The 26255-nt window shown below is 63.9% G+C and carries 18 protein-coding genes; 5 read left to right on the top strand and 13 right to left on the bottom strand.

The annotated features are described in order from the left end of the window. Window positions 1–37 precede the first annotated feature (37 nt). The 7 genes from ACQ4WP_RS12545 to kdpF all read right to left on the bottom strand — a co-directional run bounded on the left by ACQ4WP_RS12545 (window position 38) and on the right by kdpF (window position 8982). Window positions 38–787: a TorF family putative porin gene (locus tag ACQ4WP_RS12545; RefSeq protein ID WP_436521023.1), complete on the bottom strand. Its 750-nt coding sequence runs from the start codon at window positions 785–787 to the stop codon at window positions 38–40. 131 nt (window positions 788–918) lie between these two features. Beyond that, entirely contained in the window at window positions 919–1617 is a 699-nt protein-coding gene (gene kdpE, locus ACQ4WP_RS12550; protein ID WP_096237871.1) for a two-component system response regulator KdpE, read from the bottom strand. Continuing rightward, window positions 1614–4355 carry a DUF4118 domain-containing protein gene (locus tag ACQ4WP_RS12555; RefSeq protein ID WP_436521025.1) on the bottom strand — a complete coding sequence of 914 codons (2742 nt, stop codon included), beginning with the start codon at window positions 4353–4355 and terminating at the stop codon, window positions 1614–1616. Before ACQ4WP_RS12555 ends, kdpE begins: the two co-directional genes overlap by 4 nt. A 58-nt stretch (window positions 4356–4413) precedes the next feature. Next, window positions 4414–4989, bottom strand: a complete 576-nt coding sequence (gene kdpC / locus ACQ4WP_RS12560) for a potassium-transporting ATPase subunit KdpC (protein WP_436521027.1) — start codon at window positions 4987–4989, stop codon at window positions 4414–4416. A gap of 10 nt (window positions 4990–4999) precedes the next feature. Next, on the bottom strand, window positions 5000–7078 hold the full coding sequence (gene kdpB, locus ACQ4WP_RS12565) for a potassium-transporting ATPase subunit KdpB (protein WP_436521029.1): 2079 nt from the start codon (window positions 7076–7078) through the stop codon (window positions 5000–5002). A gap of 9 nt (window positions 7079–7087) precedes the next feature. Next, the gene (gene kdpA / locus ACQ4WP_RS12570) at window positions 7088–8893 is read right to left on the bottom strand and encodes a potassium-transporting ATPase subunit KdpA (RefSeq protein ID WP_436521031.1); all 1806 of its coding nucleotides are present in this window, start codon (window positions 8891–8893) and stop codon (window positions 7088–7090) included. Beyond that, window positions 8893–8982, bottom strand: coding sequence for a K(+)-transporting ATPase subunit F (gene kdpF / locus ACQ4WP_RS12575; protein WP_034746483.1), 90 nt, complete (start codon window positions 8980–8982; stop codon window positions 8893–8895). The genes kdpA and kdpF overlap by 1 nt, the downstream gene beginning before the upstream one ends. A 463-nt stretch (window positions 8983–9445) precedes the next feature. Here kdpF and ACQ4WP_RS12580 point away from each other — a divergent pair, with 463 nt between their 5' ends. From ACQ4WP_RS12580 to ACQ4WP_RS12600, 5 genes are all read left to right on the top strand, one after another. Beyond that, complete coding sequence (locus ACQ4WP_RS12580) at window positions 9446–11443, top strand: DNA topoisomerase IV subunit B (protein WP_436521033.1); 1998 nt, start codon at window positions 9446–9448, stop codon at window positions 11441–11443. Further along, a complete protein-coding gene (locus tag ACQ4WP_RS12585) occupies window positions 11443–13152 on the top strand; it encodes a molecular chaperone HscC (protein ID WP_436521035.1) in 1710 nt (569 codons plus the stop codon). The genes ACQ4WP_RS12580 and ACQ4WP_RS12585 overlap by 1 nt, the downstream gene beginning before the upstream one ends. 12 nt (window positions 13153–13164) lie before the next feature. After that, entirely contained in the window at window positions 13165–14967 is a 1803-nt protein-coding gene (locus tag ACQ4WP_RS12590; protein ID WP_436521037.1) for a hypothetical protein, read from the top strand. Window positions 14968–15015: 48 nt separating this feature from the next. Then, window positions 15016–17370, top strand: a complete 2355-nt coding sequence (parC, locus tag ACQ4WP_RS12595; RefSeq protein ID WP_436521039.1) for a DNA topoisomerase IV subunit A — start codon at window positions 15016–15018, stop codon at window positions 17368–17370. 200 nt (window positions 17371–17570) lie between these two features. Next, window positions 17571–17759, top strand: coding sequence for a helix-turn-helix domain-containing protein (locus ACQ4WP_RS12600; RefSeq protein ID WP_436521041.1), 189 nt, complete (start codon window positions 17571–17573; stop codon window positions 17757–17759). Here ACQ4WP_RS12600 and ACQ4WP_RS12605 read toward each other — a convergent pair. The 6 genes from ACQ4WP_RS12605 to ACQ4WP_RS12630 form a co-directional block, all read right to left on the bottom strand. Next, window positions 17756–18103, bottom strand: coding sequence for a hypothetical protein (locus ACQ4WP_RS12605; protein WP_436521043.1), 348 nt, complete (start codon window positions 18101–18103; stop codon window positions 17756–17758). The two genes, ACQ4WP_RS12600 and ACQ4WP_RS12605, sit on opposite strands and share 4 nt — an antisense overlap. Window positions 18104–18129: 26 nt before the next feature. Further along, a complete protein-coding gene (locus ACQ4WP_RS12610; protein WP_436521045.1) occupies window positions 18130–20460 on the bottom strand; it encodes a DUF8189 domain-containing protein in 2331 nt (776 codons plus the stop codon). Window positions 20461–20625: 165 nt separating this feature from the next. After that, window positions 20626–21102: a hypothetical protein gene (locus tag ACQ4WP_RS12615; RefSeq protein WP_436521047.1), complete on the bottom strand. Its 477-nt coding sequence runs from the start codon at window positions 21100–21102 to the stop codon at window positions 20626–20628. Window positions 21103–21315: 213 nt separating this feature from the next. Next, window positions 21316–22545: an acetate/propionate family kinase gene (locus ACQ4WP_RS12620; protein ID WP_436521049.1), complete on the bottom strand. Its 1230-nt coding sequence runs from the start codon at window positions 22543–22545 to the stop codon at window positions 21316–21318. Beyond that, on the bottom strand, window positions 22542–23957 hold the full coding sequence (locus tag ACQ4WP_RS12625) for a bifunctional enoyl-CoA hydratase/phosphate acetyltransferase (protein ID WP_436521051.1): 1416 nt from the start codon (window positions 23955–23957) through the stop codon (window positions 22542–22544). The genes ACQ4WP_RS12620 and ACQ4WP_RS12625 overlap by 4 nt, the downstream gene beginning before the upstream one ends. Before the next feature lie 9 nt (window positions 23958–23966). After that, complete coding sequence (locus tag ACQ4WP_RS12630; protein WP_495542765.1) at window positions 23967–26243, bottom strand: DUF3141 domain-containing protein; 2277 nt, start codon at window positions 26241–26243, stop codon at window positions 23967–23969. Window positions 26244–26255: the final 12 nt, after the last annotated feature.

The following is a 26255-nucleotide window of genomic DNA, read 5'->3' on the forward strand; positions in this document are numbered from 1 at the left end:
CGCATGCGCCGCCTCTCCTCTCAGTCAACTCAGTCAATTAGAACGTTTTGCTGACCGTCAGCTGCAACGCCGTCTTGCCCATGAATTTACCGTTCACGGGCGAAGCATAGGCCGACTTGCCCGCGTTCGTGCCGATCACGGCCAGCGCGCCCGTCACCACACCGAAATCGCGCGTGACGCCCACTTTCCAGTCCGTGTAGCTCGACGCATCATTGTTTTTCACCTTCTGGTGGCCCGCGTGCAGGTTGCCGGTCCAGCCGTTGCTCAAGTCGATATTCGCGCCGATGTCCAGGTAGCCGCTGTTCTTGCTGTTGACGATGCCGAACAGATTGGAGACGGCGTGCGAATACTTGATATAGGCCGGGCCATACGACAGCTGACCATAGACTTCCTGGGTGTCCGCGTCGGCCAGGCCGTCGATGTGCTTCAAGCCGTTGTCTGCATACACATACGCCAGCACGCCCACGTCATAGCCGATATCGGCCGTCAACTGGCCGCGCTTGCCCGCATACAGGTCCACTTCCACGTCACCGCTACCGCCCGCATCCTTGGTCCACTTGATGGTGGAGGCCCAGGCGCCCGCATACAGGCCGGTAGGATTGTTGACGTAGTCGACGCCGCCCTGCAGCGCGGGTTTCAAGCGCGTCTGCGAGATGCCGCGGTAGCGGTAGTCGGACACGCCGGCCACGTTGAAACTGACGTCATTATCGGGCTTGACCTCTTCCGCGTGGGCCAGGCTGCCCGTAAAGGCGGTGGCGACAGCAAGTGCAAGTATCATTTTATTCATGGTTTCTTCTTCTTCATGGGTGGTATGGGCCTTTGCCAACATGGCGCAGCTGGCCCGCCGCTGCAAAATTGTGGGTAAAGCGTCCCCCCGGCGCGCGCGGCGCCTGTTTTCAAACAGGGGATTAACAGGTATTAGAGCGGCAGCAGCAAGCGGTAGCCGACGGCCGTTTCCGTCAGCAGGTGCTGCGGCTGGGCCGGATCGGCTTCCAGCTTCTGGCGCAGATGCCCCATATAAATGCGCAGGTAGTGGCCATTTTCGCTGTTCGACGGCCCCCACACTTCACGCAGCAGCTGCGGATTGGTGACCACCCTGCCGGCGTTCTTCACGAGCACCGAGAGCAAGCGAAATTCGGTCGGCGTCATGTGCACCAGTTGCTTGTTGCGCGTCACTAGGCGGTCCTTCAGGTCGACCCGCACATCGCCAAACTGCACCACGCCATCGTCGCTGGCGGCGGGCTGGCGCTGGCGGCGCAAGGTGGCCCGTACGCGGGCCAGCAGCTCGCCCACGCCGAACGGCTTGGTCAGGTAATCGTCGGCGCCCGCGTCCAGCGCGCGTATCTTGTCCTCTTCGTCGACCCGCGCCGACAGCACGATGATGGGCACGGCCGACCATTTGCGGATGTCGGCGATGAAGTCGATGCCATCTCCGTCAGGCAGGCCCAGGTCCAGCACGATCAGGTCGGGTCGGCGCGTGCCGGCATCGATCAGGCCTCGCTGCATGGTGGCGGACTCGAAAATCTGCCAGCCCTCGTCTTCCAGCGCGGCTCGCACGAAGCGGCGGATTTGCGGTTCATCCTCAACCAGCAAGGCGGTGGCGGAAGGTTCGTTCATGATGGTTTTCCTGTTTCATAGTCGTTGGCGTCATCGAGTTCGATCTCTGGCGGCGCAGGGGGCGTGCCCAGCGGCAGGCTGAACACGATCGCAGCGCCCTGTCCCGGCGTGTGCGATTGCGCGTGGATGGTGCCGCCGTGGGCTTCGACGATGGCGCGGCAAATGGCCAGCCCCAGCCCGACACCCGGCTTGTTCGATTCTCGCTCGCCGCGCGTGAATTTTTCAAAGATGGCTTCTTCGCGGCCGGGCGGCAGGCCCGGGCCATCATCAAACACCGTCACCTGCAGGAACTGGCCATGTACCCCGGCCGCGACCGTGATGGTGCTGCCGGGCGGCGTGTATTTGGCCGCGTTTTCCAGCAGGTTGCACAGCACGCGCTCGATCAGCACGGCGTCGTAGCGCACCAGTGGCAAATCCGGCGCCAGCTGCGTCTGCACGGCATGCTGCTGCAATTGCGGGCCGCTGGCGCGCAGCGCGCTGCCCACCACTTCTTCCAGCGCCTGCCATTGCAGGTTCAGGCGCACCTGCCCGCTTTCGATGCGCGCCATGTCCAGCAAGTTCGCCACCAGGGCGCTCATGCGTACGGTTTCGGACTGCAGCGAGCGCGCCATGTCCAGCTGCGCGGGCGACAACGCAGGCCGGGACAGGGCCAGCGATTCGGCCAGGCCCACCAGCGACGTCAATGGCGTGCGCAAGTCGTGCGACAGGGCCGCCAACAGCGAATTGCGCAGCCGTTCGGACTCCATCTGCAGCAGCGCACCCTGGGCCACATCGATGTAGTGCACGCGCTCGAGGGCGATGGCCGCCAGGGCGGCAAAGGTATCGAGGTGCTGGCGCTGTTCCGGCACCAGCAGCCAGCGCCCGCGGTCAGTGCCATCGAGTGGCAACAGCGCCAGCACGCCACGCGTGCGCATCGGTGCGATCAGCGGCAGGTAGAAAATGGGCGAAGCCGGCAAGGTATCCGTGCCCGTCCCCGCCGCCTGCGCATGGTCGAAGGCCCACTGCGCAATGCCGATATCGAGCGGCTCGCCGCCATTCGGGGCCTGCAAGCTGCCCTCGTCATCGGGCAGCAGCAAGGTGGCGCGGGCGCGGAAAGCCCGTTCGATGGCGCTTTTCGTGATGTCGAAAATCTGCTCCGTCTGCAGCACGCCGGACAATTCGCGCGAGAATTCGTACAGGGCGCGGGCGCGCGCTTCGCGGTGCGAGGCCACGCGCGCCTGGAAGCGCAGGCCGGCCGTCAGGTGGCCCGTAATCAGGCCCACGGCCAGCATCACGCCAAAGGTGATCACGTACTGAAAATCGCCCACGGCAAACGAGAAGCGCGGCGGCACGAAGATGAAATCGAAGCAGGCCACGCCCACCAGGCTGGCCAGCGCCGCCGGTCCGCGCCCCAGGCGCACGGCCACCAGCACCACCGTCAGCAGCGACAGCATGGCGATATTGGCCAGGTCCAGATAGGGTTGCAGCGGGACCGAGGCGAGGGCCGTGCCCAGGCTGACGCCAGCGGCCAATAGGTAACGCCAATGGCGCGATGGCCGGCGTGGTGCCTCCGTGTCTTCGCCAGCCACGCGCCGGGGCGCCACATCGGCAGCTGGCAAGCCGACCTCGATCAGGTCGATATCGGGCGCCAGGCTGGCCATGCGCACGGCTGGCGGTGTGTGCCACAGGCGCGCCAGCGCACCGGCGCGGCCACGCCCCACGATGACTTTCGAGATATTCGCGTTGCGCGCATACTCGACCACGGCGCCGGCGATGTCGGCGGACGGCACAATGGCCGTGCGTGCGCCCAGGTCCTGCGCCAGTTTCAGCGTTTTCAGGATACGTTCGCGCTCGCGCGCCGGCAGGCGCTGCAGGCGCGGCGTTTCCACGTATAGCGCGTGCCATTCGGCATTCAGCTGGCTGGCCAGGCGTGCCGTGCTGCGGATAACGTGTTCGCCCCCCGCGTACGGTCCCACGCAGGCGAGCAGCGCGGCGCCCGTCTTCCACACGGGATTGATCGATTTTTCGACGCGATAGGCTTGCACGTCGTCCTGCACCCGGTCCGCCGTGCGGCGCAAGGCCAGTTCGCGCAGGGCGATCAGGTTACCCTTGCGAAAAAAATGCTGGGATGCCCGCTCGGCCTGCTGCGGCTGGTATACCTTGCCCTGCTTCAGGCGGCGCAACAGTTCATCGGCCGGGATATCGACCAGCACCACTTCATCGGCGCGGTCGAACACCGTGTCGGGCAGGGTCTCGGCCACGCGCACGCCGGTAATCCCCCCCACCACGTCATTCAGGCTTTCCAGGTGCTGCACATTCACGGTCGACAGCACGTCAATGCCGGCCGCCAGCAATTCCTCGACATCCTGCCAGCGCTTCGGATGGCGCGAACCGGCCACGTTCGAGTGAGCCAGTTCATCCATCAGTATCAGCGGCGGCGCGCGCCGCAGCGCTTCGTCCAGGTCGAACTCGAACAGGGTCTTGCCCCGGTATTCGATGGCCTTCAGGGGAAGCAGCGGCAAGCCGTCAAGCTGGGCCGCCGTATCCTGGCGCCCATGCGTCTCCACCACGCCCACCAGCAGATCCTGGCCATCGGCCAGCAGTTTGCGGGCCGCGGCCAGCATCGCATAGGTCTTGCCGACGCCGGCCGAGGCGCCGAAGTAAATGCGCAGCCGGCCGCGCGCGGCTTTCTTTTCCTGCGCCTGCACTTGCGCCAGCAGGGCATCTGGGTCGGGGCGTTGGCTGTCGTTGGGGAGCATGGGCATCTTTTAATATCAAAACCAGGGGCAAAACCGGCGGCTCTGCCCCTGCATCATCTTACTTCGCGGCTGCATCGAGCGCCAGATTCAGTTCCAGCACATTCACCCGTGGTTCGCCGAAAAAGCCGATATACGCGGTTTTCTGCACCTTGGCGATGGCGTTTTCCACCTGCGCCAGCGGCACTGCGCGCACGCGGGCCACGCGCGGAGCCTGGTACAAGGCCGCCGCCAGGCTGATTTCCGGGTCCAGGCCGCTGCTCGACGCCGTCACCAAGTCAACGGGAATGGCGCGCGTATTGCCGGGGTCAGCTTCCTTCAAGGCGGCGATGCGCGCCTTGACGGCGTCCACCAGGGCCGGATTGGTCGGTCCCTGATTCGAGCCGCCCGAACCGGCGCCGTTATTCGCCATCGGCGCGGTGGCCGATGGCCGGCCCCAGAAATACTTGGGCGAGGTAAATGACTGGCCGATCAGCATCGAGCCGACGGGCTTGCCACCACGTTCGACGATGCTGCCGTTGACTTCATCGTTGAAGGCCAGCTGCCCGATGCCGGCCGTGGCAAACGGATAGACCACGCCGCAGATCACGGTCAGCGCGGCAAACAGGACCAGGGCGGGACGTACGATAGTGCTCATGATGGTTCCTTTAGACTAAATTGAGTGCGGACAGCAGCATGTCGATCAGCTTGATCCCGATGAAGGGCAGGATGATGCCGCCCAGGCCGTAGATCAGCAGATTGCGACGCAACAGGCTGGCCGCGCCGATGGCCCGGTATTGCACGCCCTTCAGGGCCAGCGGGATCAGCACGACGATGATCAAGGCATTGAAGATCACGGCCGACATGATGGCCGAGGCGGGGCTGGACAAGTGCATGATGTCGAGCGCCTTCAACTGCGGATAGGTGCCCACGAAGGCGGCCGGGATGATGGCGAAGTACTTGGCGATGTCGTTCGAAATCGAGAATGTCGTCAGCGAACCGCGCGTCATCAGCATCTGCTTGCCGATTTCAACGATTTCCAGCAGCTTGGTCGGGTTCGAATCCAGGTCGACCATATTGCCCGCCTCCTTTGCCGCCTGCGTACCCGAGTTCATGGCCACGGCCACGTCGGCCTGCGCCAGCGCCGGTGCATCGTTGGTGCCGTCGCCCGTCATGGCCACCAGGCGGCCTTCGGACTGGTAGCTGCGAATCAGCTTGAGCTTGTCTTCCGGCGTCGCTTCGGCGAGAAAATCGTCCACGCCAGCCTCGGCGGCGATGGCCGCAGCCGTCAGCTTGTTGTCACCCGTGATCATGACGGTCTTGATGCCCATGCGGCGCAGTTCCGCAAAACGCTCCTTGATGCCGCCCTTGACAATATCCTTCAATTCCACGACACCCATGACGCGCCCGTCGTCGACCACCACCAGCGGCGTGCTGCCGCGGCGCGCAATATCGTCGACGGTGCGCGACACCTCGACCGGATACGGCTGGCCCAGCGCTTCCACATACTTTTTCATGGATTCGGCCGCACCCTTGCGCAGCTGGCGCACCTGCTGTTCGCCAGGGATATCCACGCCGCTCATGCGCGTTTGCGCCGTGAAGGGCACGAAGGTGGCGTGCAGGCTGGCCATCTCGCGTTCGCGGATATTGAACTTCTGCTTGGCCAGCACGACGATGCTGCGCCCTTCCGGCGTTTCATCGGCCAGCGAGGCCAGTTGCGCCGCGTCGGCCAGCTGCTGCTCCATCACACCGGGAGCAGGTACAAAGCTTGACGCCTGGCGGTTGCCCAGGGTGATGGTGCCCGTTTTATCGAGCAGCAGCACGTCCACGTCGCCCGCCGCTTCCACGGCGCGGCCCGAGGTGGCGATCACATTGGCTTGCATCATGCGGCTCATGCCGGCCACACCGATGGCCGACAGCAGGCCGCCGATGGTGGTCGGAATCAGGCACACCAGCAGCGCGATCAGCACGGTAATCGTCACCGGCGTGCCGCTGCCGGCGGCCGCCACGGAAAACAGCGAGTACGGCAGCAAGGTTACGGTAACGATCAGGAAGACGATGGACAAGGCCACCAGCAGGATCGTCAGGGCGATTTCATTCGGCGTCTTCTGGCGCTTGGCGCCTTCGACCATGGCGATCATGCGGTCGATGAAGGCTTCGCCCGGGTTGACGGAAACGCGCACCAGCAGCCAGTCCGACAGCACGCGGGTACCGCCCGTGACGGCAGAAAAGTCGCCGCCCGATTCGCGGATGACGGGCGCCGATTCGCCCGTGATGGCGCTCTCGTCGACGGAGGCCACGCCGGCCGTCACTTCGCCGTCGGCGGGAATGACGTCACCCGCCTCGACCAGCACCGTCATGCCCTTGCGCAGGTCGGTCGCCGGCGTGGGCAGCCAGGAAGTGCCGTACTTCGGCGTTTGCATTTTCTTTGCCATCACCGTCTGCTTCAGGGCGCGCAAGGAAGCCGCCTGGGCCTTGCTGCGGCCTTCGGCGAGCGCTTCGGCGAAGTTCGCAAACAGCACGGTAAACCACAGCCACACGGCGACGGCGATGATGAAGCCGAACGGCGCTTCACCCTGGCCGTTCAGGGCCTGGATAGCCAGCAGGGTCGTGATGATGCTGCCGACATAGACGACGAACATCACGGGACTGCGCCACTGCGTGCGGGGGTCGAGTTTTTTGAACGCATCGACGATGGCAGGGCCAATCAATGCGGAATCGAACAAGGTCAGGCTTGTGCGTGACATGGTAGCCTCTTATTTTGTAAAAAGTTGCAGGTGTTCGACGATCGGGCCCAGGGCCAGCGCGGGAACGTAATTGAGCACGCCGACGAGCACCACCACGCCGACCAGCAAGCCGATGAACATGGGGCCGTGCGTGGGCATGGTGCCGGCATTGGCCGACAGGCGCTGCTTGGCCGCCAGCGAACCGGCCACCGCCAGCACGGGCACGATCACGCCGAAGCGGCCGAACCACATGGCAATCGCCAGCATCACGTTGTAGAACGGCGTGTTGGCGGACAGCCCGGCAAATGCGCTGCCGTTGTTGTTGGCCGCCGAGGTGAAGGCGTACAGGATCTCCGAGAAGCCGTGCGCGCCCGGATTGGCCACGCCGATCTTGCCCGGCTCGACCATCACGGCGATCGCCGTGCCCGTCAATACCAAGGCTGGCGTGACCAGGATGGCCAGCGACACCATCTTCATTTCATAGGCCTGGATTTTCTTGCCCAGGTATTCAGGCGTGCGGCCTATCATCAGGCCGGCGATGAAGACGGCCAGGATGGCGAACATCAGCATGCCGTACAGGCCCGTGCCCACGCCGCCGAAAACCACTTCGCCGAACTGCATCAGCAGCAGCGGCACCATGCCACCCAGGGGCATGTAGGAATCGTGCATGGAATTGACGGCGCCGCAGGATGCCGCCGTCGTCACCGCCGCGAACAGGGTCGAGGAGCTGATGCCGAAGCGCGTTTCCTTGCCTTCCATATTGCCCCCAGATTGCAGGCTGCTGGCCTGCTGATCCACGCCCAGTGCCTGCAGATTCGGATTGGCTTGCTGCTCGGCGCTCATCACGCCAGCCGTCATGACGACAAAGATCAGGGACATCGCGGCCAGCACGGCCCAGCCCTGGCGCAGGTCGCCCACCATGCGGCCAAAGGTGAAGCACAAGCCGGCGGGAATGATGAAAATGGCCAGCATCTGCAGGAAGTTCGACAGCACCGTGGGATTTTCATATGGGTGCGAGGAATTGGCATTGAAAAAGCCGCCGCCATTCGTTCCCAGCAGCTTGATCGATTCCTGCGAAGCGACGGGACCCATGGCGATCGTCTGCGTCGTCGCCACTTGCGCTTCCATTACGGGTTTACCGGCGGCGTCCAGCACGGGCTGGCCATCGGCCGTCATTTTCGGCGTTTCATACGCCACCTGGTCGATCAGCGTCACTTCCTTGTAGGCGGAAAAATTCTGGATCATGCCTTCGCCCATGAAGGCGACCGACAGGGCCAGCGCCAGCGGCAGCAGGATGTACAGCGTGGAGCGCACCAGGTCGACCCAGAAGTTGCCGATCGATTTGCCCGAGCGCGAGGCGAAACCGCGCACCAGCGCGAAGATCACGGCGATGCCAGTGGCCGCCGAAAAGAAGTTCTGGCATGCCATGCCCAGCATCTGGGTCAGGTAGCTCATGGTCTGTTCGCCGCCGTAGCCCTGCCAGTTGGTATTGGCGACGAAGCTGACGGTGGTATTGAACGAGGAATCGGGGCTGACGGCGCCCAAACCCTGTGGATTGAGGGGCAAGAAGCCCTGCAGGCGCTGCAGGCCGTACACGAAGACGGCGCCCACGGTATTGAAGACGATCAGGGCGATGGCGTAGCTTTTCCAGCCCATGGCCTTGTCGGCAGGAAGGCCGGACCAGCGGTACAGCAGGTTTTCCAGCTTTTGCAGCCAGCCCAGGCCGCGCACGGGGGCGTCGCCCGCCACCTTGGCCATATACAGGCCCAGCGGATAGCCGGCGGCCAGCAGTACGGCCAGGAAGGCCACCAGCAACATTAATGATTGCGTCGTCATCACAGTTCCTCCGCCTTCAGCAGCGCCACCAGCAGGTAGACGAGCAGGCCAGCCGAGACCACGGCGCCCAGCACATAAAACGCGTTCATTTGACGCTCCCTAATTTGTCGCAGGCGACGGCAAAGCCGGCCGCCAGGACGAAAAAAACGGCAATCAAGCCGAGATACACGATATCCATTCCCACCCTCATTCAGGTTTGTTTTGATAGTGAGCAGATTAGCCAAAAGGGTCTAAAAAATTTGTAAAGACTGGGGAGGCGACTGTAAACAAGATGTAAAAACAGGGACTTTGCCGCATAAAATGCTCCACAATTGGCGCAAAACCACGCGCGCAGCGCACTGTTGTTGCCCTGGAGTAGCGCTATTGCTCGCTGGACAAGATAGAATGCGCGAGCGTCCGCACAAGGACGCCATGCCTGCCGCACTGCCCTCTCCCAGTGACGCTGGACGGGATATACTGTATATTTATACAGTTATCGCCGCCGTTGTCATTGCGCCCTGCAGTGCCATGGCCTGGCGTTCCAACCACTGTCTTTACTTAGCTTGAACACGTATGGCCACTAAAAAACCAGCATCCGACTACAGCGAATCATCCATCCGTGTCCTGAAAGGACTGGAACCCGTCAAGCAGCGCCCGGGGATGTACACCCGCACTGAAAATCCGCTGCACATCATTCAGGAAGTGATCGACAATGCCTCCGACGAGGCGCTGGGCGGTCATTGCACGCATATCGCCGTGACGCAAAACACGGATGGCAGCATCACCGTCGAAGACAACGGTCGCGGCATTCCCGTCGGCCTGCACCCGGAAGAAGGCGTGCCGACGGTGGAAATCGTGTTTACACGGCTGCACGCGGGCGGCAAGTTCGACAAGGGTTCGGGCGGCGCCTACGCGTTCTCGGGTGGCTTGCACGGTGTCGGCGTGTCCGTCACCAATGCGCTGTCGACGCGCCTGGAAATCACCGTCTGGCGCAAGGAAAGCGACGGCAACGGCCTGCATCACATGGTGTTTGCGAATGGCGACGTGATCGAGCCCTTGAGTTCCCGCCCCGCCCCGCGCGACGGCAAGAAGTCGGGCACGCGCGTCACCGCCTGGCCCGATGCGAAGTATTTTGATTCGCCGAATATCTCGCAAACCGAGCTGCAGCGCCTGCTGCGCTCGAAAGCCGTGCTGCTGCCCGGCGTGACCGTCACGCTGACCAACGCCAAGACGGGCGATACGCAAACCTGGCAGTACGCGGAAGGCTTGCGTGGCTACCTGACCGAATCGCTGGCGCAGGTATCGAATGGCGAAACCCTGATTCCCCTGTTCGAAGGCGCGCAATACGCGGGGCCTGACTCGGAAGGCTTTGCCGAAGGCGAAGGCGCGGCCTGGGTGGTGGCGTGGACGGAAGAAGGCGCCATCGTGCGCGAATCGTATGTCAACCTGATTCCCACCTCGAATGGCGGCACGCACGAATCGGGCTTGCGCGACGGCCTGTTCGGCGCCGTGAAAAACTTCGTCGAGATGCACTCGCTGCTGCCGAAAGGCGTGAAACTGCTGCCGGAAGACGTCTTTGCGCGCGCCTCGTTCGTGCTGTCGGCCAAGGTGCTTGACCCGCAATTCCAGGGCCAGATCAAGGAACGCCTCAATTCGCGCGACGCCGTGCGCCTGGTCTCGACCTTCACCAAGCCGCCGCTGGAACTGTGGCTGAACCAGCACGTCGATTACGGCAAGAAGCTGGCCGATCTCGTGATCAAGCAGGCGCAGTCGCGCCAGCGCTCGCTGCAAAAAGTGGAAAAGAAAAAATCCTCGGGCGTCGCCGTTTTGCCGGGCAAGCTGACCGACTGCGAATCGTCGGACATCACGCGCAATGAACTGTTCCTCGTCGAGGGTGACTCGGCGGGCGGTTCGGCCAAGATGGGCCGCGACAAGGAATTCCAGGCCATCCTGCCCCTGCGCGGCAAGGTCCTGAACTCGTGGGAGACGGACCGCGACCGCCTGTTTGCCAATAACGAGATCCACGATATTGCCGTGGCCATCGGCGTCGATCCGCACAGCGTGGGCGACTCGCCCGACCTGTCCGGCCTGCGCTACGGCAAGATCTGCATCCTGTCGGATGCTGACGTGGACGGCTCGCACATCCAGGTACTGCTGCTGACACTGTTCTTCAAGCATTTCCCGGCCCTGATCAACAAGGGACACATCTGCATCGCCCGTCCGCCACTGTACCGCGTGGACGCGCCGGCGCGCGGCAAGAAGCCGATGCAGAAAATCTATGCGCTCGACGACGGCGAACTGGTCGCCATCGAGGACAAGCTGCGCAAGGAAGGCGTGAAACAGGGCGCCTGGTCGATCTCCCGCTTCAAGGGCCTGGGCGAGATGAACGCCGAACAGCTGTGGGAAACGACGATGAACCCGGACACGCGCCGTTTGCTGCCCGTGACCCTGGGCGAAATCGACCACATGACTTCCTCCGCCCGCTTCAACATGTTGATGGGCAAGGGCGAAGCGGCAGGACGCCGCGCCTGGATCGAGGAACACGGCAATGAAGCGGAGGCAGATATCTGATGATCATCGGTATCGACCTGGGCACCACCAACAGCCTGGTCGCCATCTGGCGCGACGGCAAGGCTTGCATCATCCCGAACGCGCTGGGCGAACACCTGACGCCATCGTGCGTCAGCATCGACGACGACGGCAGCGTGCTGGTGGGCCGCGCCGCGCGCGAGCGCCTGCAGACGCACCCGCAGCTGACAGCCGCCGTCTTCAAACGCTACATGGGCAGTGAAAAAAAGATCACCCTCGGCACGCAGCAATTCCGTCCGGAAGAGCTGTCGTCGATGGTGCTGCGCGCGCTGAAGGAAGATGCCGAAGCCTTCCTGGGCCACAAGGTCGAGGAAGCCATCATCACCGTACCCGCGTATTTCAGCGATGCGCAGCGCAAGGCCACGCGCATCGCCGGCCAGCTGGCGGGTTTGCGCGTGGAGCGGCTGCTGAACGAGCCGACGGCCGCCGCGCTGGCCTACGGTATCCGCGACAAGGAACAGGAAAGCAAATTCCTTGTCTTCGACCTGGGCGGTGGTACCTTCGACGTGTCGATCCTGGAGCTGTTCGAAGGCGTGATGGAAGTGCGCGCCTCGGCCGGCGACAATTTTCTAGGGGGCGAAGACTTCGTCAGCGTGCTGGTCGATGCCTTTTTGGAAGGCAGCGGCCTGCGCGATGCGGCCGGCAACCGCCTGTTCGACCCGCGCCAGCAGCAGCTGCTGCGCGATGAAGCCGAGCGCGTCAAGCGCCTGCTGTCGGAGCAACCATCCGTGCGCATGGCCACGCGCTACCAGGACAAGGAATATAGCTGGGAGATCAGCGAAGACAAACTGGCGCAGTTGTGCGAACCGCTGCTGGCCCGCCTGCGCCTGCCCGTGGAACGGGCGCTGCGCGACGCCACCATCCGCGCCGCGGAGCTCGATGAAGTGGTGCTGGCAGGCGGCGCCACGCGCATGCCGCTGGTACGCAAGCTCGTGTCGCGCATGTTCGGCCGCTTCCCCGCCATCCACCTGGACCCGGACGAAGCCGTGGCGCTGGGCGCCGCCGTGCAGGCGGGCCTGAAGATGCGCGACGCGGCCCTCGATGAAGTGGTCATGACGGACGTGGCACCATATTCGCTGGGCATTTCGATTTCGCGCCAGGTCGGCGCGAACCAGTATGAAGGCGGGCATTACCTGCCCATCATCGAGCGCAACTCCGTGGTACCCGTCTCGCGCACGGAAAACATCACCACCATTTACGACAACCAGAAGGAAATCAACGTGGCAATCTTCCAGGGCGAGTCGCGCCTGGTGGCTGACAACGTCTTCCTCGGCAAGATCAGCTTCCCGATTCCCGCGAAAAAAGCGGGCGAGATCGGCATCGACGTGCGCTTCACCTACGACGTCAGCGGCGTGCTGGAAGCGGAAGTGACGGTGCTGGCCACGCAGGAACACCACAAGATGATCATCAGCGACAACGCAGGCGTGATGACGCCGGAACAGATCGAGCAGCGCTTTCTTGAACTGGCCGACCTGAAGATTCACCCGCGCGAGCAGATGGAAAACCGCACCCTGATCACGCGCGCCGACCGCCTGTACGAACAGTCGCTGGGCGACGTGCGCCAGTACCTGGCGGCGCACACGGCCAATTTCCAGGCCGCGCTGGAAACGCAGGACCCGAACACCATCCGCAAGGCGCGCCAGGCGCTCGACGAGGTGTTGCGCCAGGTCGAGAGCGAGAGCTTCCTGTAGATGGACGGCGGCATGCACAACGGACAGCGCAGCCTGTGGGATATCCTGGGCACGGAGCCGACCGTCGACGAGCGCGCCCTCAAGCGCGCGTATGCCAGGCGCTTGAAGGTGACGCGTCCCGAAGACGATCCGGCCGCCTTCCAGGAGCTGCGCGAAGCGTATGAATACGCGCTGCGCCATGCGCACCTGTTTTCCGCGGAGTTGCCGGAACCGCAAGCGGCTGGGGCCGAGGCGGAAGGGGTGGAAACGCCGCCCATGGAAGCGGCCGACCTGTGGGGAGTCATCGACGACGCCGCGCAAGACACAGGCACGGAACTGTGGGGCGTCATTGCCCAAGAGCCCGCACCGCAGCCAGAACAATGGGGCGTGGTCGCCATCGATCCGGCGCAGGAAGCGGCCAATCTGTGGCAAGGCTGCCTGGCGCTGACGCGGCACGCCGATGCCAGCGACGTGCTGGCCGGCGTGTTGCAGGACGACGCCATGCTGAACCTGGACGTGCGCGAGGAATTCGACCTGTGTGCGCTGCGCTATTGCGCCAGCGCCGGCTATGACCTGGCGCTGCGCCAGGCCCTGTTCCAGCAGCTTGGCTGGGACCACGATTTTTCCTATCTGGCGCGTAGCCATGCGGATCTGGTGCGCGGCGCCATGCAGCGCTACCGGGCGGACCGCTCGTTCGCCCATTTCAGCGACAACCGCGACAGCTATCCCGGCCTGGACTGCATCATGTCGCAGCAGCCGCCAAGCGCCTACGCGCGCCAGCTGTTCGACCAAAAATTCACGCTGCAGCTGCGCGAGCTGCTGCAGGCGATACGCTGGCAGCACAGCGAGATGCTGGCCTACAAGCTCGATGCCGACCTGTTCGAGCAATGGGAACACGCCGTCCATGCCAAGCGCTACTTCAAGCAAACGGCGTTCGCTTCGTGCGGCCTGGGTTTCGTGCTCCATTTCATGCTCGCGGGCGTGCTCGATGCCGCCGGCTTCACGCTCGGCGACACGGCTGCCTATGCCAGCCTGCTGGGCTTCCAGGCGCTGGCCTTTGCCCTACTGGCCATGCATGCCTTGCGCTGGCCGCAGCCGCTGTTCACGCGCCTGGAAGCGCTGCAGGAGTCGCTGCAGGAACGCCTGCCCGTGCTGTGGAAGCGGCCCGGCTTGCGGCAACTGGGATGGATCGTTCCCTATCTGCTGCTGGCACTGATGCTGTTCCTGCCCGAACGCAGCGAGACCATGCGCCTCGTCACCTCGGCCGGCTTGTGCGCGTCGGCCCTGCTCGCGTATACGATGAACCGCCAATTGCTGCATGGCATGCTGCTGCTCCTGTGCCTGGGCCTGTCACTGTTCGCCGCCATGTTCATGAGCGGCAAAGGCCAATCGGCGCTGGACATCGGCGATGCCATGCCATTGATGTTTTGCCTGGCGGCGCTGGCCCTGCGCTGCGCCACCGGCCTGTATGGCGATTGCGGCTGGCCAGAGGTGCTCTTGCCCCGCCTGCGCGCGGCATGGCTGATCGGCTGTACGAGCTTGCTGTCGCTACTGTATGTGCAGCAGTTGCCGGCCCCCCTCGTCGGCGCCATGCTGTTTGTCTGGTCGAGCGCCGGCTTGCTGTTTTCCCCCACCGATTTCCGCTGGAAGACGATCTGGCCGCTGGTGCTGGTCCCATCCATCGGCATTTTTTTGCTGGCCGGTCAGGCTCCTTCCATCCGCGCCATGCCAATGATGCATAACAGCGTCGAACTGGCCGTGGGCGTGCTGTATCTCACCTTGCGCTACATGTATCTGACGTACGGCAAGTCCTTTTCCAAATCCGGGCTGTCATAATCAATCCCACGAATTCAACCGCAACCACCTAACACCGAAACAAGCGCCATGTCCACACAAACCAATTTATTTGACGATGCCCAGCCAGAGCCGATCGAGCCGGATGAACCGGTATTCGACGGCGAAGCGCTGACCCTCTCCACCTTTGCCGAGCGTGCCTATCTCGATTACGCCATCTCCGTGGTCAAGGGCCGCGCCCTGCCCGACGTCTGCGATGGCCAGAAACCCGTGCAGCGCCGCATCCTGTATGCGATGAATGAGCTGGGATTGAATTCCACGGCGAAGCCGCGCAAATCGGCGGCCGTGGTCGGCGACGTGCTGGGCAAGTTGCATCCGCACGGCGACCAGTCCGTGTACGACGCGCTGGTACGCATGGCGCAGGACTTTTCCTTGCGCTACCCGCTGATCGATGGCCAGGGCAACTTCGGCTCGCGCGATGGCGATGGCGCCGCGGCCATGCGTTACACGGAAGCGCGTCTGACGCCGATCGCCAAGCTGCTGATGGATGAAATCGGCATGGGCACGGTGGACTTCCAGCCCAACTACGACGGTTCGACGGAAGAACCGAAGCTGCTTCCGGCGCGCCTGCCGATGGTGCTGCTGAATGGCGCCTCCGGCATCGCCGTCGGCCTGGCCACGGAAATCCCGTCACACAACCTGGCGGAAGTGGCGAAAGCAGCTGTCGCCATGATCCGCGATCCGAAGATGACGCATGCCGAGCTGATGACCATGATTCCCGGCCCTGACTTCCCCGGCGGCGGCCAGATCATCACGCCGCCCTCGCAGATCCAGGACATGTATGCGAGCGGCCGTGGCAGCATGAAAGTGCGCGCGCGCTGGAAGATCGAAGAGCTGGCGCGCGGCCAGTGGCAAGCCGTCGTGACGGAACTGCCGCCGGGTACCTCGTCGCAAAAGGTACTGGAAGAAATCGAAGAACTGACCAATCCGAAGATCAAGCTGGGCAAGAAGGCGCTGTCGCCGGACCAGGTGGCCCTGAAAGCGCTGATCCTCAATTCGCTCGACACCATCCGCGATGAATCGGGCCGCGCCGCGCCTGTGCGCCTCGTGTTCGAGCCGAAATCGAAGAACCAGGACCAGACGGAATTCATGCTGATGCTGCTGGCGCACACCTCGCTGGAGTCGTCGACCTCGATCAATCTGGTGATGATAGGCGGCGATGGTCGTCCGCGCCAAAAAGGGCTGGGCGACATCCTGCGCGAGTGGATCGATTTCCGCTTCGAGACCGTCACCCGCCGCACCGGCTACAAACTGGGCAAGGTCAAGGACCGCATCCATATCCTGGAAGGACGCGAAGCGATCCTGCTCAATATCGACAAGGTGATCCAGATCATCCGCAATTCGGATGAACCGAAGGCGGCTCTGATCGACGCCTTCAAGCTGTCCGAACGGCAGGCGGACGATATCCTGGAAATCCGTTTGCGCCAGCTGGCGCGCCTGGAAACGATCAAGATCCAGCAGGAACTGGCCGAGCTGCGCAAGGAAGAAAAGTCGCTGCAAGACCTGCTCGACAACCCGGGTTCGATGAAGCGCGCCATCATCCGCGAGATCGAAGCGGACGCCAAGCAGTTCGGCGACGCGCGCCGCACCCTGATCGAGGAAGCACAAAAAGCCGTGGCCGAACAGAAGGTGGTCGATGAACCGGTCACCGTCATCATTTCGGAAAAAGGCTGGGTGCGCGCACGCACCGGCATCGGCCACGATGCGGCGCAATTCACCTTCAAGGCAGGCGACACGCTGCATGGCGCCTTCGAATGCCGCACGGTCGATACCCTGCTGGGCTTTGGCAACAACGGCAAGATTTACTCGGTTCCCGTCTCGGCGCTACCCAACGCGCGCGGCGACGGCGTGCCGATCACGACCTTGTGCGACCTGAGCGGCGGCACGCCCGGCAACGCCGTGCGCATCCTGCATTACTTTGCAGGCAATGGCGCCACCAACTTGCTGCTGGCGTCGAGCGCCGGCTACGGCTTCATCGCCAAGGCGGGCGACATGAGCAGCCGCCTGAAGGGCGGCAAGGCCTTCATCACCCTGGACGACGGCGACGTGCCCTTGGCTCCGAAGGTCATCCCCGAAGCGGCCAGCGCCCTGGCCTGCCTAACGGAAGGCGCGCGCCTGCTGGTGTTTGGCCTCGATGAAATGAAGACCCTGTCCAAGGGCGGCACTGGCGTCAAGCTGATCGACCTGGACGCCAAGGACAAGCTGCTGGCCGTGCAGCCGATCACCCAGCGCGGCGTGGTGGTCTCGGGCATCGGCCGGGCATCGAAGCCGCAGGATGCATCGCTCGGCGCCACGGCCCTGGCCGAGCACTTCGGCAAGCGCGCCAAGAAAGGCAAGGCGCTGGCGGCCAAGCTGAAACCGGTCTCGATGGCAGCCATCGGCTGATCGTCATCGATCCATACGAAAAGACAGGTTCGCCTGTCTTTTTTTTCGTCCATCGCCGCGTAACGGCAGCAGGAAAAATAGTTTTACAGATAATTTTGCAGATATGTCCCGCGTTCCCGTTATCCCTGCAGGTATGCCACCGGCACGCCGCCCACGGACAGGAGAGCAGGTATGAGCAACAACGATACAGGCAAGCTGCCATGCAGCGCTTGACGCCAGCCGAGCGGCTGGTAGCGGCCATGGCGGCCGAAGGTTTTCCGTATAAAAGCATCGCCAGGGAACTGGGCAAGTCGCCGGCCACCGTCCGCAACCAACTGCATGCGATTTACCAGAAGCTCGGCGTTGGCAACCGCACGGCGCTCGCCTACAAACTGCGCGGCAAGCCTTAACGCCGCGACAGGCGCACCACGTCGGGCGTCGCCTCGACGATATCGATCACGTCCTGCGCCCCGGCGACATCACTGAGCGCATAGCGGCCCATGCCCAGGGGCACCAGCCGGGTAACGGAGCCGGCGCGGGGACGGTCATCGGGGCCGGGCGTCATGGACGTCAATGTCGCCTCCCCTTGCGCCATGGCGCCGGCTGGCGCGCAAAACTCCAGCACCTTGCGCCCCTTGCGGCTGGGAGGAAAGGTGAATGTGGCCGTGGGCCGGTACACCTCGATACCGTCTGCATCCTCTTCGAAGGAATGCGTCCAGCTACCGCTGGGCAATGCCATCGTCATGCCGTGCATGCCGCCTCCCGTTGAATATATTGACGTCAGAAACACGATACCACGCCGCCCAGGCTTTCATAGCCGCTCACGGAGGGCGACCAGGCCGTCCCGTTCCACGCCTTGTGGAACAGGGCGCCATTCGTGCCCGCGACAAACACGTCGAGGCGGTTCGGCGCCCAAGCCGTGGCGCGCGGACGCGAGGTGCACACGCCGCCCAGGTTGTCAAAGCCCGTCATGGATGGCGACCAGGCAGATCCGTTCCAGGCCTTGTGATACAGGGCGCTATCGGTGTCGATGACAAACACGTCGAGCCGGTTGGCCGCCCACGACACGGCTTCCACCTCGCCCACGCAGATGCCGCCCAGGCGCTCGAAGCCATCGATGGAAGGTCCCCATTTCGCGCCATCCCACCATTTATGGTACAGGGCGCCATCGGTGCCCGTGACAAAGACGTCGAGGCGGTTCGGTCCCCACGCCACCGCCTTCGGCGACGAAGTGCAGATGCCGCCCAGGCGCTCGTAGCCCGTCAGCGACGGTCCCCAGGCCGTGCCGTTCCACCATTTGTGGTACAGCGCATGGTCGGAACCAATGACGAAGACGTCCAGGCGGTTCGGTCCCCACGCCACCGCTTCCGGCTGGCCCAGGCAGATGCCGCCCATGGCCTCGTAACCCGTCAGCGACGGTCCCCAGGCGGACCCGTTCCACCACTTGTGATACAGGCCGCGGTCCGTGCCAACGACAAACACGTCGAGGCGGTTCGGTCCCCAGGCAACGGCGCGGGGATCTCCCACACACAGCCCGCCCATCGCTTCATAGCCGGTCAGCGACGGTCCCCAGGCCGTGCCATTCCACCATTTGTGGAACAAACCGCTGTCGCTGCCCGTGACGAACACATCGAGCCGGTCCGGTGCCCACGACACCACCTGCGGCGCACTGGTACAGATGCCACCCTGCCCTTCGTAGCCGGTGACGGACGGCGCCCAGGCTGTGCCATTCCAGGCCTTGTGGCATAGCGCGCGGTCCGTGCCCAGCACGAAGACGTCGAGACGATTCGCGCCCCAGGCCACGACAGGCGAGGAACTCTGGCGCGGCGTGGCGCCCGCGCCTGTTCCCCCCGTGCCGATGCTGGCGCGCGGACCATCGAGACAAGCCTGCATGCGCGCCACCTGGCCCGCAGTGAACATGAACATGGCGGGATCGTCGACGTAATCCATGTAGTTCATGAACATGTCGCCATTCGGCCCGTTACTGCAGGACACCTGGGGAAACGAGGGCTGGCCCGTGTTCGGCCCGCCCTGGTTTGGCGTGTCGGCCACATTGTCCGTGCCCGAGCACCCCGTGCCGTCATCGCCCCAGATATGGTTCAGGTTCAGCCAGTGGCCGATTTCATGCGTGGCCGTCCGTCCCAGGTGGAACGGTGGCGCGGCCGTGCCGGTCGTGCCGAAGGCCGATTGCAGGATCACCACGCCGTCGGTGGCGGCCGGGCCGCCGGGAAACTGCGCGTAACCCAGCAAGCCGCCGCCCAGCTGGCACGCCCAGACATTCAGATAGCTGTCGGCCGGCCAGGCGTCCATGCCGCCCGTCGCCTGCGACTTGACGGCATCGTCGGCACCAAAGGAGGCCACCGTCGTCTGGCGCCGCTCGATGCCGCTGGTGGCAGCGCCATGCGGGTCGGTCGTGGCCAGCGAAAACTGCACGCGCGCATCGGCCGTCAGCGGCAGGAACGGTGCCGGCGTGCTGTTCACATCCGGGTTGACGCGCCGGAAATCCCGGTTCAGCACATCGAGCTGGCTGGCGATCTGCGCATCCGAAATATTCTGTGCGGCCGTATTCCACACCACGTGCACCACCACCGGTATCTGCGTCACGCCGGAACGTCCGGCAATGCTGCTGTCGCCCTCGTAGAGCCCGGCCAGGTTTTCAATATCGGCGCGTACGTTCGCATAGGACGGATCTTCGGTCAGCAGGCGGCGATGGACGTCCATCGTGGCGCAGGTGCGCACTTGTGGCGTGCCGCCGCCCTGTCCACCAGCGTCACCGCCCATGCCACCTCCACCGCCCCCGCCATCGCGGTCGCTACCCATGCTGCCATCGCCCACGTACATGCCTCTGGCGCCGGCCATGCCCTGCGATGCCTGCTGCATGCCGCCAGCCGGCATGGCGCTGGCATCCGCTGCGGCCGCGCCCTGGGTGAGCGCAGCCTGGTCGGCATACGACACGCCCAGGCGCAGCCCAGGCATGGCATCGTCGCTGCCTGCCGCACCAGCGTCGGCCCGTACGTCGCCCTCGACCGGCATCACCAGCATGGAAGACATGACAGGCATGCCTTCAGCCGAACCGGTAGCCGGTGATTTTTTCGTTTTAGCGGTGCTCATGATGTCCCCCTTCGTCTGTTTGCCAGTTCACTATGGCACGGCGAAAAGAGGAGCATTTGCGCCAGATCAAGACTGGCAAGCGGTGTAAAAGAAAAGTGGCAGACGAAAAAAAAGACAGCCGAAGCTGTCTTTGGGGCTTGCAGGCCGTGGCCCGCAAACGGGGAATTACTTGGCGGCGGCTGCCTTGACTTCAGCGTCGGCCTTGGCCTTGGCTTCTGCCGTCTTGGTAGCGGCGAGGGCTTTATCGGCGTTCGCTTCCACTTTTTCCTTGGCGACCTTGGCGTTCGCTTTCACGGCCGTCTTGGTGGCTTTCGCATCGGCGTTGGCATCGGTTTTATCTGCCTTGGCTTCCGCTTTCAGCTTGTCTTCCGCATCGGCGTTGACGACTTTGTCGTGGGCCTTGACCTTGGTTTTATTGGCCTTGTGATGGGCATCGGCTTTCTTTTCGTCGGCCTTCATTTCGGCCTTGGCGACGTTGGCGTCAGCCTTGGCATCGACCTTGGCTTCCGAAGCGGCAGCCTTGTTGACATCTCTTTGTGCGGAAGCCTGGGCTTTCACGACGGCTTCGGTGGCCGGTGCGGTTTGAGCGAAGGCGGCGGTAGCAAACAGGGTGGCGATCAGGGCGGCGAGTAATTTGTTCATGATTGACCTTTCAATATGGATTAATTTTATTTTTACTAAAGGCGGGCAAAATGTTCAAAATTTGCCAGGCATCGCGCTGTTTCTTGATGTAGCGCAATGGCATGACTTCATAGTAAAGACAAAACTAAAACCAGACTGTGCGCTATCGCACTCAATGGAAAATATGTGCAATTCGGCAAATTTCCCATTGGGTGTAATGGCGCTGTCAAATCCTCATGCGCTCACAGCCAGGGCCGCGTGGCGTGCCGCTACCCACTCTTCATTGGCCGGTTCCACGCCCACCACGATGCGGCTGGCATCGCTGGAAATACGGCTGGCGTTGCGCGCATTGGCCTCCGCGTCGAGCACGGGGCCGATAAAACCCAGCTCGGCGCAAATGCGCTGGCGCAGTTCGGCGCTGTGCTCGCCGATACCGGCCGTAAACACCAGCATGTCCAGCCCACCCAGCACGGCCGTCAGGGCGCCGATCTCGCGCACGATGCGGCGGATATACAGGGCCAGCGCGGCGCGGATGCGCTCGCCCGTGGCATCTTGCCGGTCCTGCTGCGCCAGCAGCACGGGCGGATCGGCCGACACGCCCGACACGCCCAGCAAACCCGATTCGTGGTACAGCACATGCGCCACTTTTTCCAGCGACAATTTTTCGATTTCCATCAGGTAGATGACCGCGCCCGGATCGAGCGAACCGCAGCGCGTGCCCATCATCAGGCCATCGAGCGCGGAAAAGCCCATGGTCGTGGCCACGCTGTGCAAATTATCCATGGCGCACAGACTGGCGCCGCTGCCCAGGTGGGCGACGATGACCTTGCCGCGCGCGACAGCACCAAAACGCTGTTCCAACACCAGCGATTGGTATTCGTACGACAGGCCGTGGAAGCCATAGCGGCGCAAACCCCGCTCCCACGCATCGTAAGGCAGGGCCAGCATCTGCTCGACCTGCGGCACCGTGTGGTGAAAGGCCGTGTCGAAGCACGCCACCTGGGCGATATCGGGCCGCGATTCGAGCAGCACCTCGATCGCCTCCAATGCGAACGGCTGGTGCAGCGGCGCCAGCGGCACAAAACTTTTCAGGTCCGCCAGCACTTTGACATCGATGCGCACGGGGGCGAAATACTTGCTGCCGCCATGCACCACGCGATGCGCCACCGCGCGCAGCGGGCGCCCGTCCAGTTGCGCCACGACTTGCGCGCGGATGTATTCGAGGGCCGCGTGATGGGGCTGCTCCGCATCGAGCTGCAAGGCGACTGCCGGCAGGCCGCCAGCGCGATAAGTGGCGTTTTCACGGCCGATGCCTTCGACCTTGCCGCTCCATTGCGCCTGCTGCGGCAGCACGCCAGCGGCTTGCTCGAACAAGGCGAACTTGATGCTCGACGAGCCGCAATTGAGCACCAGGATCAGGGCGCCATCGGCGTATTCGTCGGCATGTTGGACTGGTGCGTTCATGGTGGCGTGCTCCGGTAATGATTGGCCAGCATCACGGCGATGGCGCATGAAGCGATGCGGCTGGCGCGCGAGTCGGCGCGGCTGGTGAGGATGATGGGGATTTTCGCGCCCAGCACGATGCCGGCGCTGTCCGCGTCGCCCATGTATTCAAGCTGCTTGGCCAGCATGTTGCCGCTTTCCAGGTCGGGCACCAGCAGGATGTCGGCGCGCCCCGCCACCTCCGAGACGATGCCCTTGACGGTGGCGGCGGCAATCGACACGGCGTTGTCGAAGGCCAGGGGGCCATCAAGGATGGCGCCCGTTATCTGCCCGCGGTCGGCCATCTTGCACAGGGCGGCGGCATCCAGCGTGGCCGGCATGTCCGCATTCACCGTTTCCACGGCGGCCAGGATGGCCACGCGCGGTCTGGCCACGCCGATCACGTGCGCCAGGTCGATGGCGTTGCGCACGATGTCGGCCTTCATGGCCAGGTTCGGCGCGATATTGATGGCCGCATCCGTGATGATGAAAGGACGCGGATACGCGGGCGTCTGCATCAGGAAGCAGTGGCTGATGCGGCGCTTGGTGCGCAGGCCGGCGCTGGCGGCCAGCACGGCCGACATCAGTTCATCCGTGTGCAGGCTGCCCTTCATCAGCGCCTCCACCTCGCCCTTGCCCGCCAGTTCGACACCGCGCGCGGCGGCAGCATGGCTATGCTCGACATCCTCGATGGCGATGCCGGCCAGGCTCAGGCCAGCCTCCAGCGCCACCGCTTCCAGGCGCGCGCGCGGCGCCACCAGCACGGGCGTGATCAGGCCGGCCGCATGGGCGTCCAGCGCGCCCGACAGGCTCAGTTCATCGCAAGGGTGGATCACGGCCACCTTGATCGGACCCAGCGTGCGCGCCTGCTCCAGCAGGCGCCGCGTGCCGTCGCCGTTATGCAGGCGAACTTCGGGCAAGGTGGCGCGCACTCTTTCGATCTGTTCGGCGGGCGCGATCACCTGCGCTTCGCCGTCGAGCACCACGGCGCCATGCTGATTGACGCAGCGGCAGGCCAGGGTCACGTGGCGGTTGCGCGGCTCGAGCGCGGTGACGGTGACGCTGATGGCCAGCGTATCGCCCACGCGCACGGGCTGCAGGAAACGCAGGGTCTGGCCCGTGTAGACGGTGCCGGCGCCGGGCAGGCGCGTACCCAGCACGGCGGAAATGAGGGCGGCGCCCCACATGCCGTGCGCGATGACACCCTCGTAGCGGCTGGAGGCGGCAAATTCGGCGTCCAGGTGCTGCGGGTTGTCATCGCCCGACATCACCGCGAACAGGGCGATATCGTCCATGCTCAGGGTGCGCGTGATGCTGGCAGTGTCGCCGATGGCGATCTGGTCGAAGGTGCGGTTACGCACGATATGCAAATCATCGTCTTGGGTAGTAGTCATCGTGGTCTTCTAGGCAGAGGTAGTATTTTTGGCAGGTTTGGTTTTGGGTCCGGTATGGGATGCAGTTTGAGATGCGTGCACGGCCGGCGGCTGCGCCTTCGCGTGCGCCTTGATCGCACGCTCGAATACCTCCAGCATTTGCCGCAGGCTTGCTTCCTCGTCCAGCGTCGGCGCTTCGGGCACTTGCAGCACTTGCTGCAGCCATTCGCCCAGCGCGCCTATGGCATCCGGTTCGGCGCGCGACAGCAAGGCCGGCAAGGCGGCGATGGCGGCATCGAAATCATGCAGCATCAAACGCGCCTGCTGGCGCACGATGCCGCGAAATTCTTCCATGCCGACGCCCTGCCGGTATTGCGGCTTGATCAATTTGAGCGCCAGGTTGACCCTGCGCTCGTCGGCGATCATGCGGAAGCGGTAGATGTAGAACAGCGCGCGCACGGCCGCTTCCACCAGGCCGCCGCGCTGCATGTCCTCTTCCATCTTGCGCGTTTCGCAGCGCACGTATTCGCAATGCTCGGGCGAGATACCGGGGTGAGGACGTGGCGGCGTGGCGTCGCCGATGGCTTGTCCCGTCAGCGCCTGCACCAGGGGTGAACCGTACACCAGGTCGAAGGTCGTTTCCTGCACCGTATCGCGCCAGTCGCGCCAGCTGTTCAAGCCGGCCGTGATGGCGCCGGAGATGGCCTCCTGCATGGCCAGCAGCGGATTGTCGGGCGCCACCGGCTGGCGATGGGCACGCACTTTTTCCGCCTCCTTGGCCACCAGCTTGGCCAGCGGATTGTGGTCCGTCCAGCGCTCGTACGACACGCGCAGCGGATGCGTGAGCTGCAGGAAGCGCGCCGACTGCGGCGTGACCATGGCGCGCACCCACGGCTGCGCGAAGGTGCGGTACAGCGCCAGGTTTACTTCGGACACGCGCGCGGCGGCGGCGAACTTGCGGTCGCTCTCCACGCTTGGCTGCACGATGGCGCGCACATCGTCGATGCTGCGGTGTTCGACCTGCAGCACATAGTCGCCGCTGGCCAGGTCCGCGTTCGGCGTATCGGGCGTCTTGTCGACGATCCGCGCTTCGTAGATACCGGCCGGCAGCAGGTTGATCAGGTCGATATTGCTGGCGAATTTCTGGTGTTCCTTGTGTCCCACCTTGGCCGAGACGAAAATGCCCAGGTGGCCGACGCTGTCATGCACGGCATACACGATGGTCTGGTCGTGCATCAGCACGTCCTTGTCGTCGCGGTACAGGTCCGTGATCCAGCCCAGCGCCTGCGGCGGCGGCGTGATGTTGTCGCCGTTCGAGCAGAACACGACGATAGGCGAACGAATATTGCGCAAGTCCAGGCGTACGCCGTCGGAGGTGATCAACTCCGCCGTGGCCAGGCGGTTGCCGATGAACAGATTGTCGACGATGTACTGCATCTCGACATCGTTGAGGAACACGTGGCCGCCCCAGTATTTTTCAAATTCCAGGTAACGCGGCGCTTCCGTATCGATGTTTGCGTACAGGTTGTACTGCTTGCTCCACAGAGTGTTGGCCGGGTTCAGCTTCTCGAAATTCTGTACCAGGCTGGCGCCGTCGAAGCGGCCGTTGCCCAGGTCGCCCGCCAGCGCCGTGGCCCAGCTGCCGCCCATCAACCCACCCGCATAGCGCATCGGATTGCGGCCGTGCCAGCCGGCCCAGTAGGACACGGGTGCGCCGGCCACGATGATGGGGCCGAACAGTTCCGGGCGCATGGCCGCCGTCATGAGGATTTGCCAGCCCGCCTGGCAATTGCCGATGACGACGGGCTTGCCCTCGCTGAGCGGATGCAGGGCGATGACTTTCTCCAGGAAGGCCGCCTCGGCGTGCATCACGTCTTCCACCGTCTGTCCCGGCACGGGATCGGGCAGGAAGCCGATGAAGTAGCACGGGTGGCCGGCGCGCAGGGCCACGCCGATCTCGCTTTCCGCCTTGAAGCCGCCGATGCCGGGACCGTGGCCGGCGCGCGGATCGACGACCACAAAGGGACGCTTGGCCGGATCGGGTTGCGGCGCATCGGGCGTCAATATGCGCGCCAGGCCATAGTTGACTGGACGCGCCAGCTCCAGACCGGACAGCACCAGTTCGGCGGGGAAGTCGAGCACGTTCGGCACGTCCTCTGCCAGATGCTCCTGATACTGGTTGCCGCGCCGGCGCATCACGTCCGCGTACAGCACGATGCGCTGCCACGAGTCGCGCGCATAGTCGCCCAGCATGCCCAGGGACGGCAAGCCGCTAGTGGAAAAAAATGGAGCAGATTCGATCTTCATGACTATCCTTTT

Source organism: Janthinobacterium lyxosi, from assembly GCF_051380665.1.
Classification (GTDB): domain Bacteria; phylum Pseudomonadota; class Gammaproteobacteria; order Burkholderiales; family Burkholderiaceae_D; genus Janthinobacterium.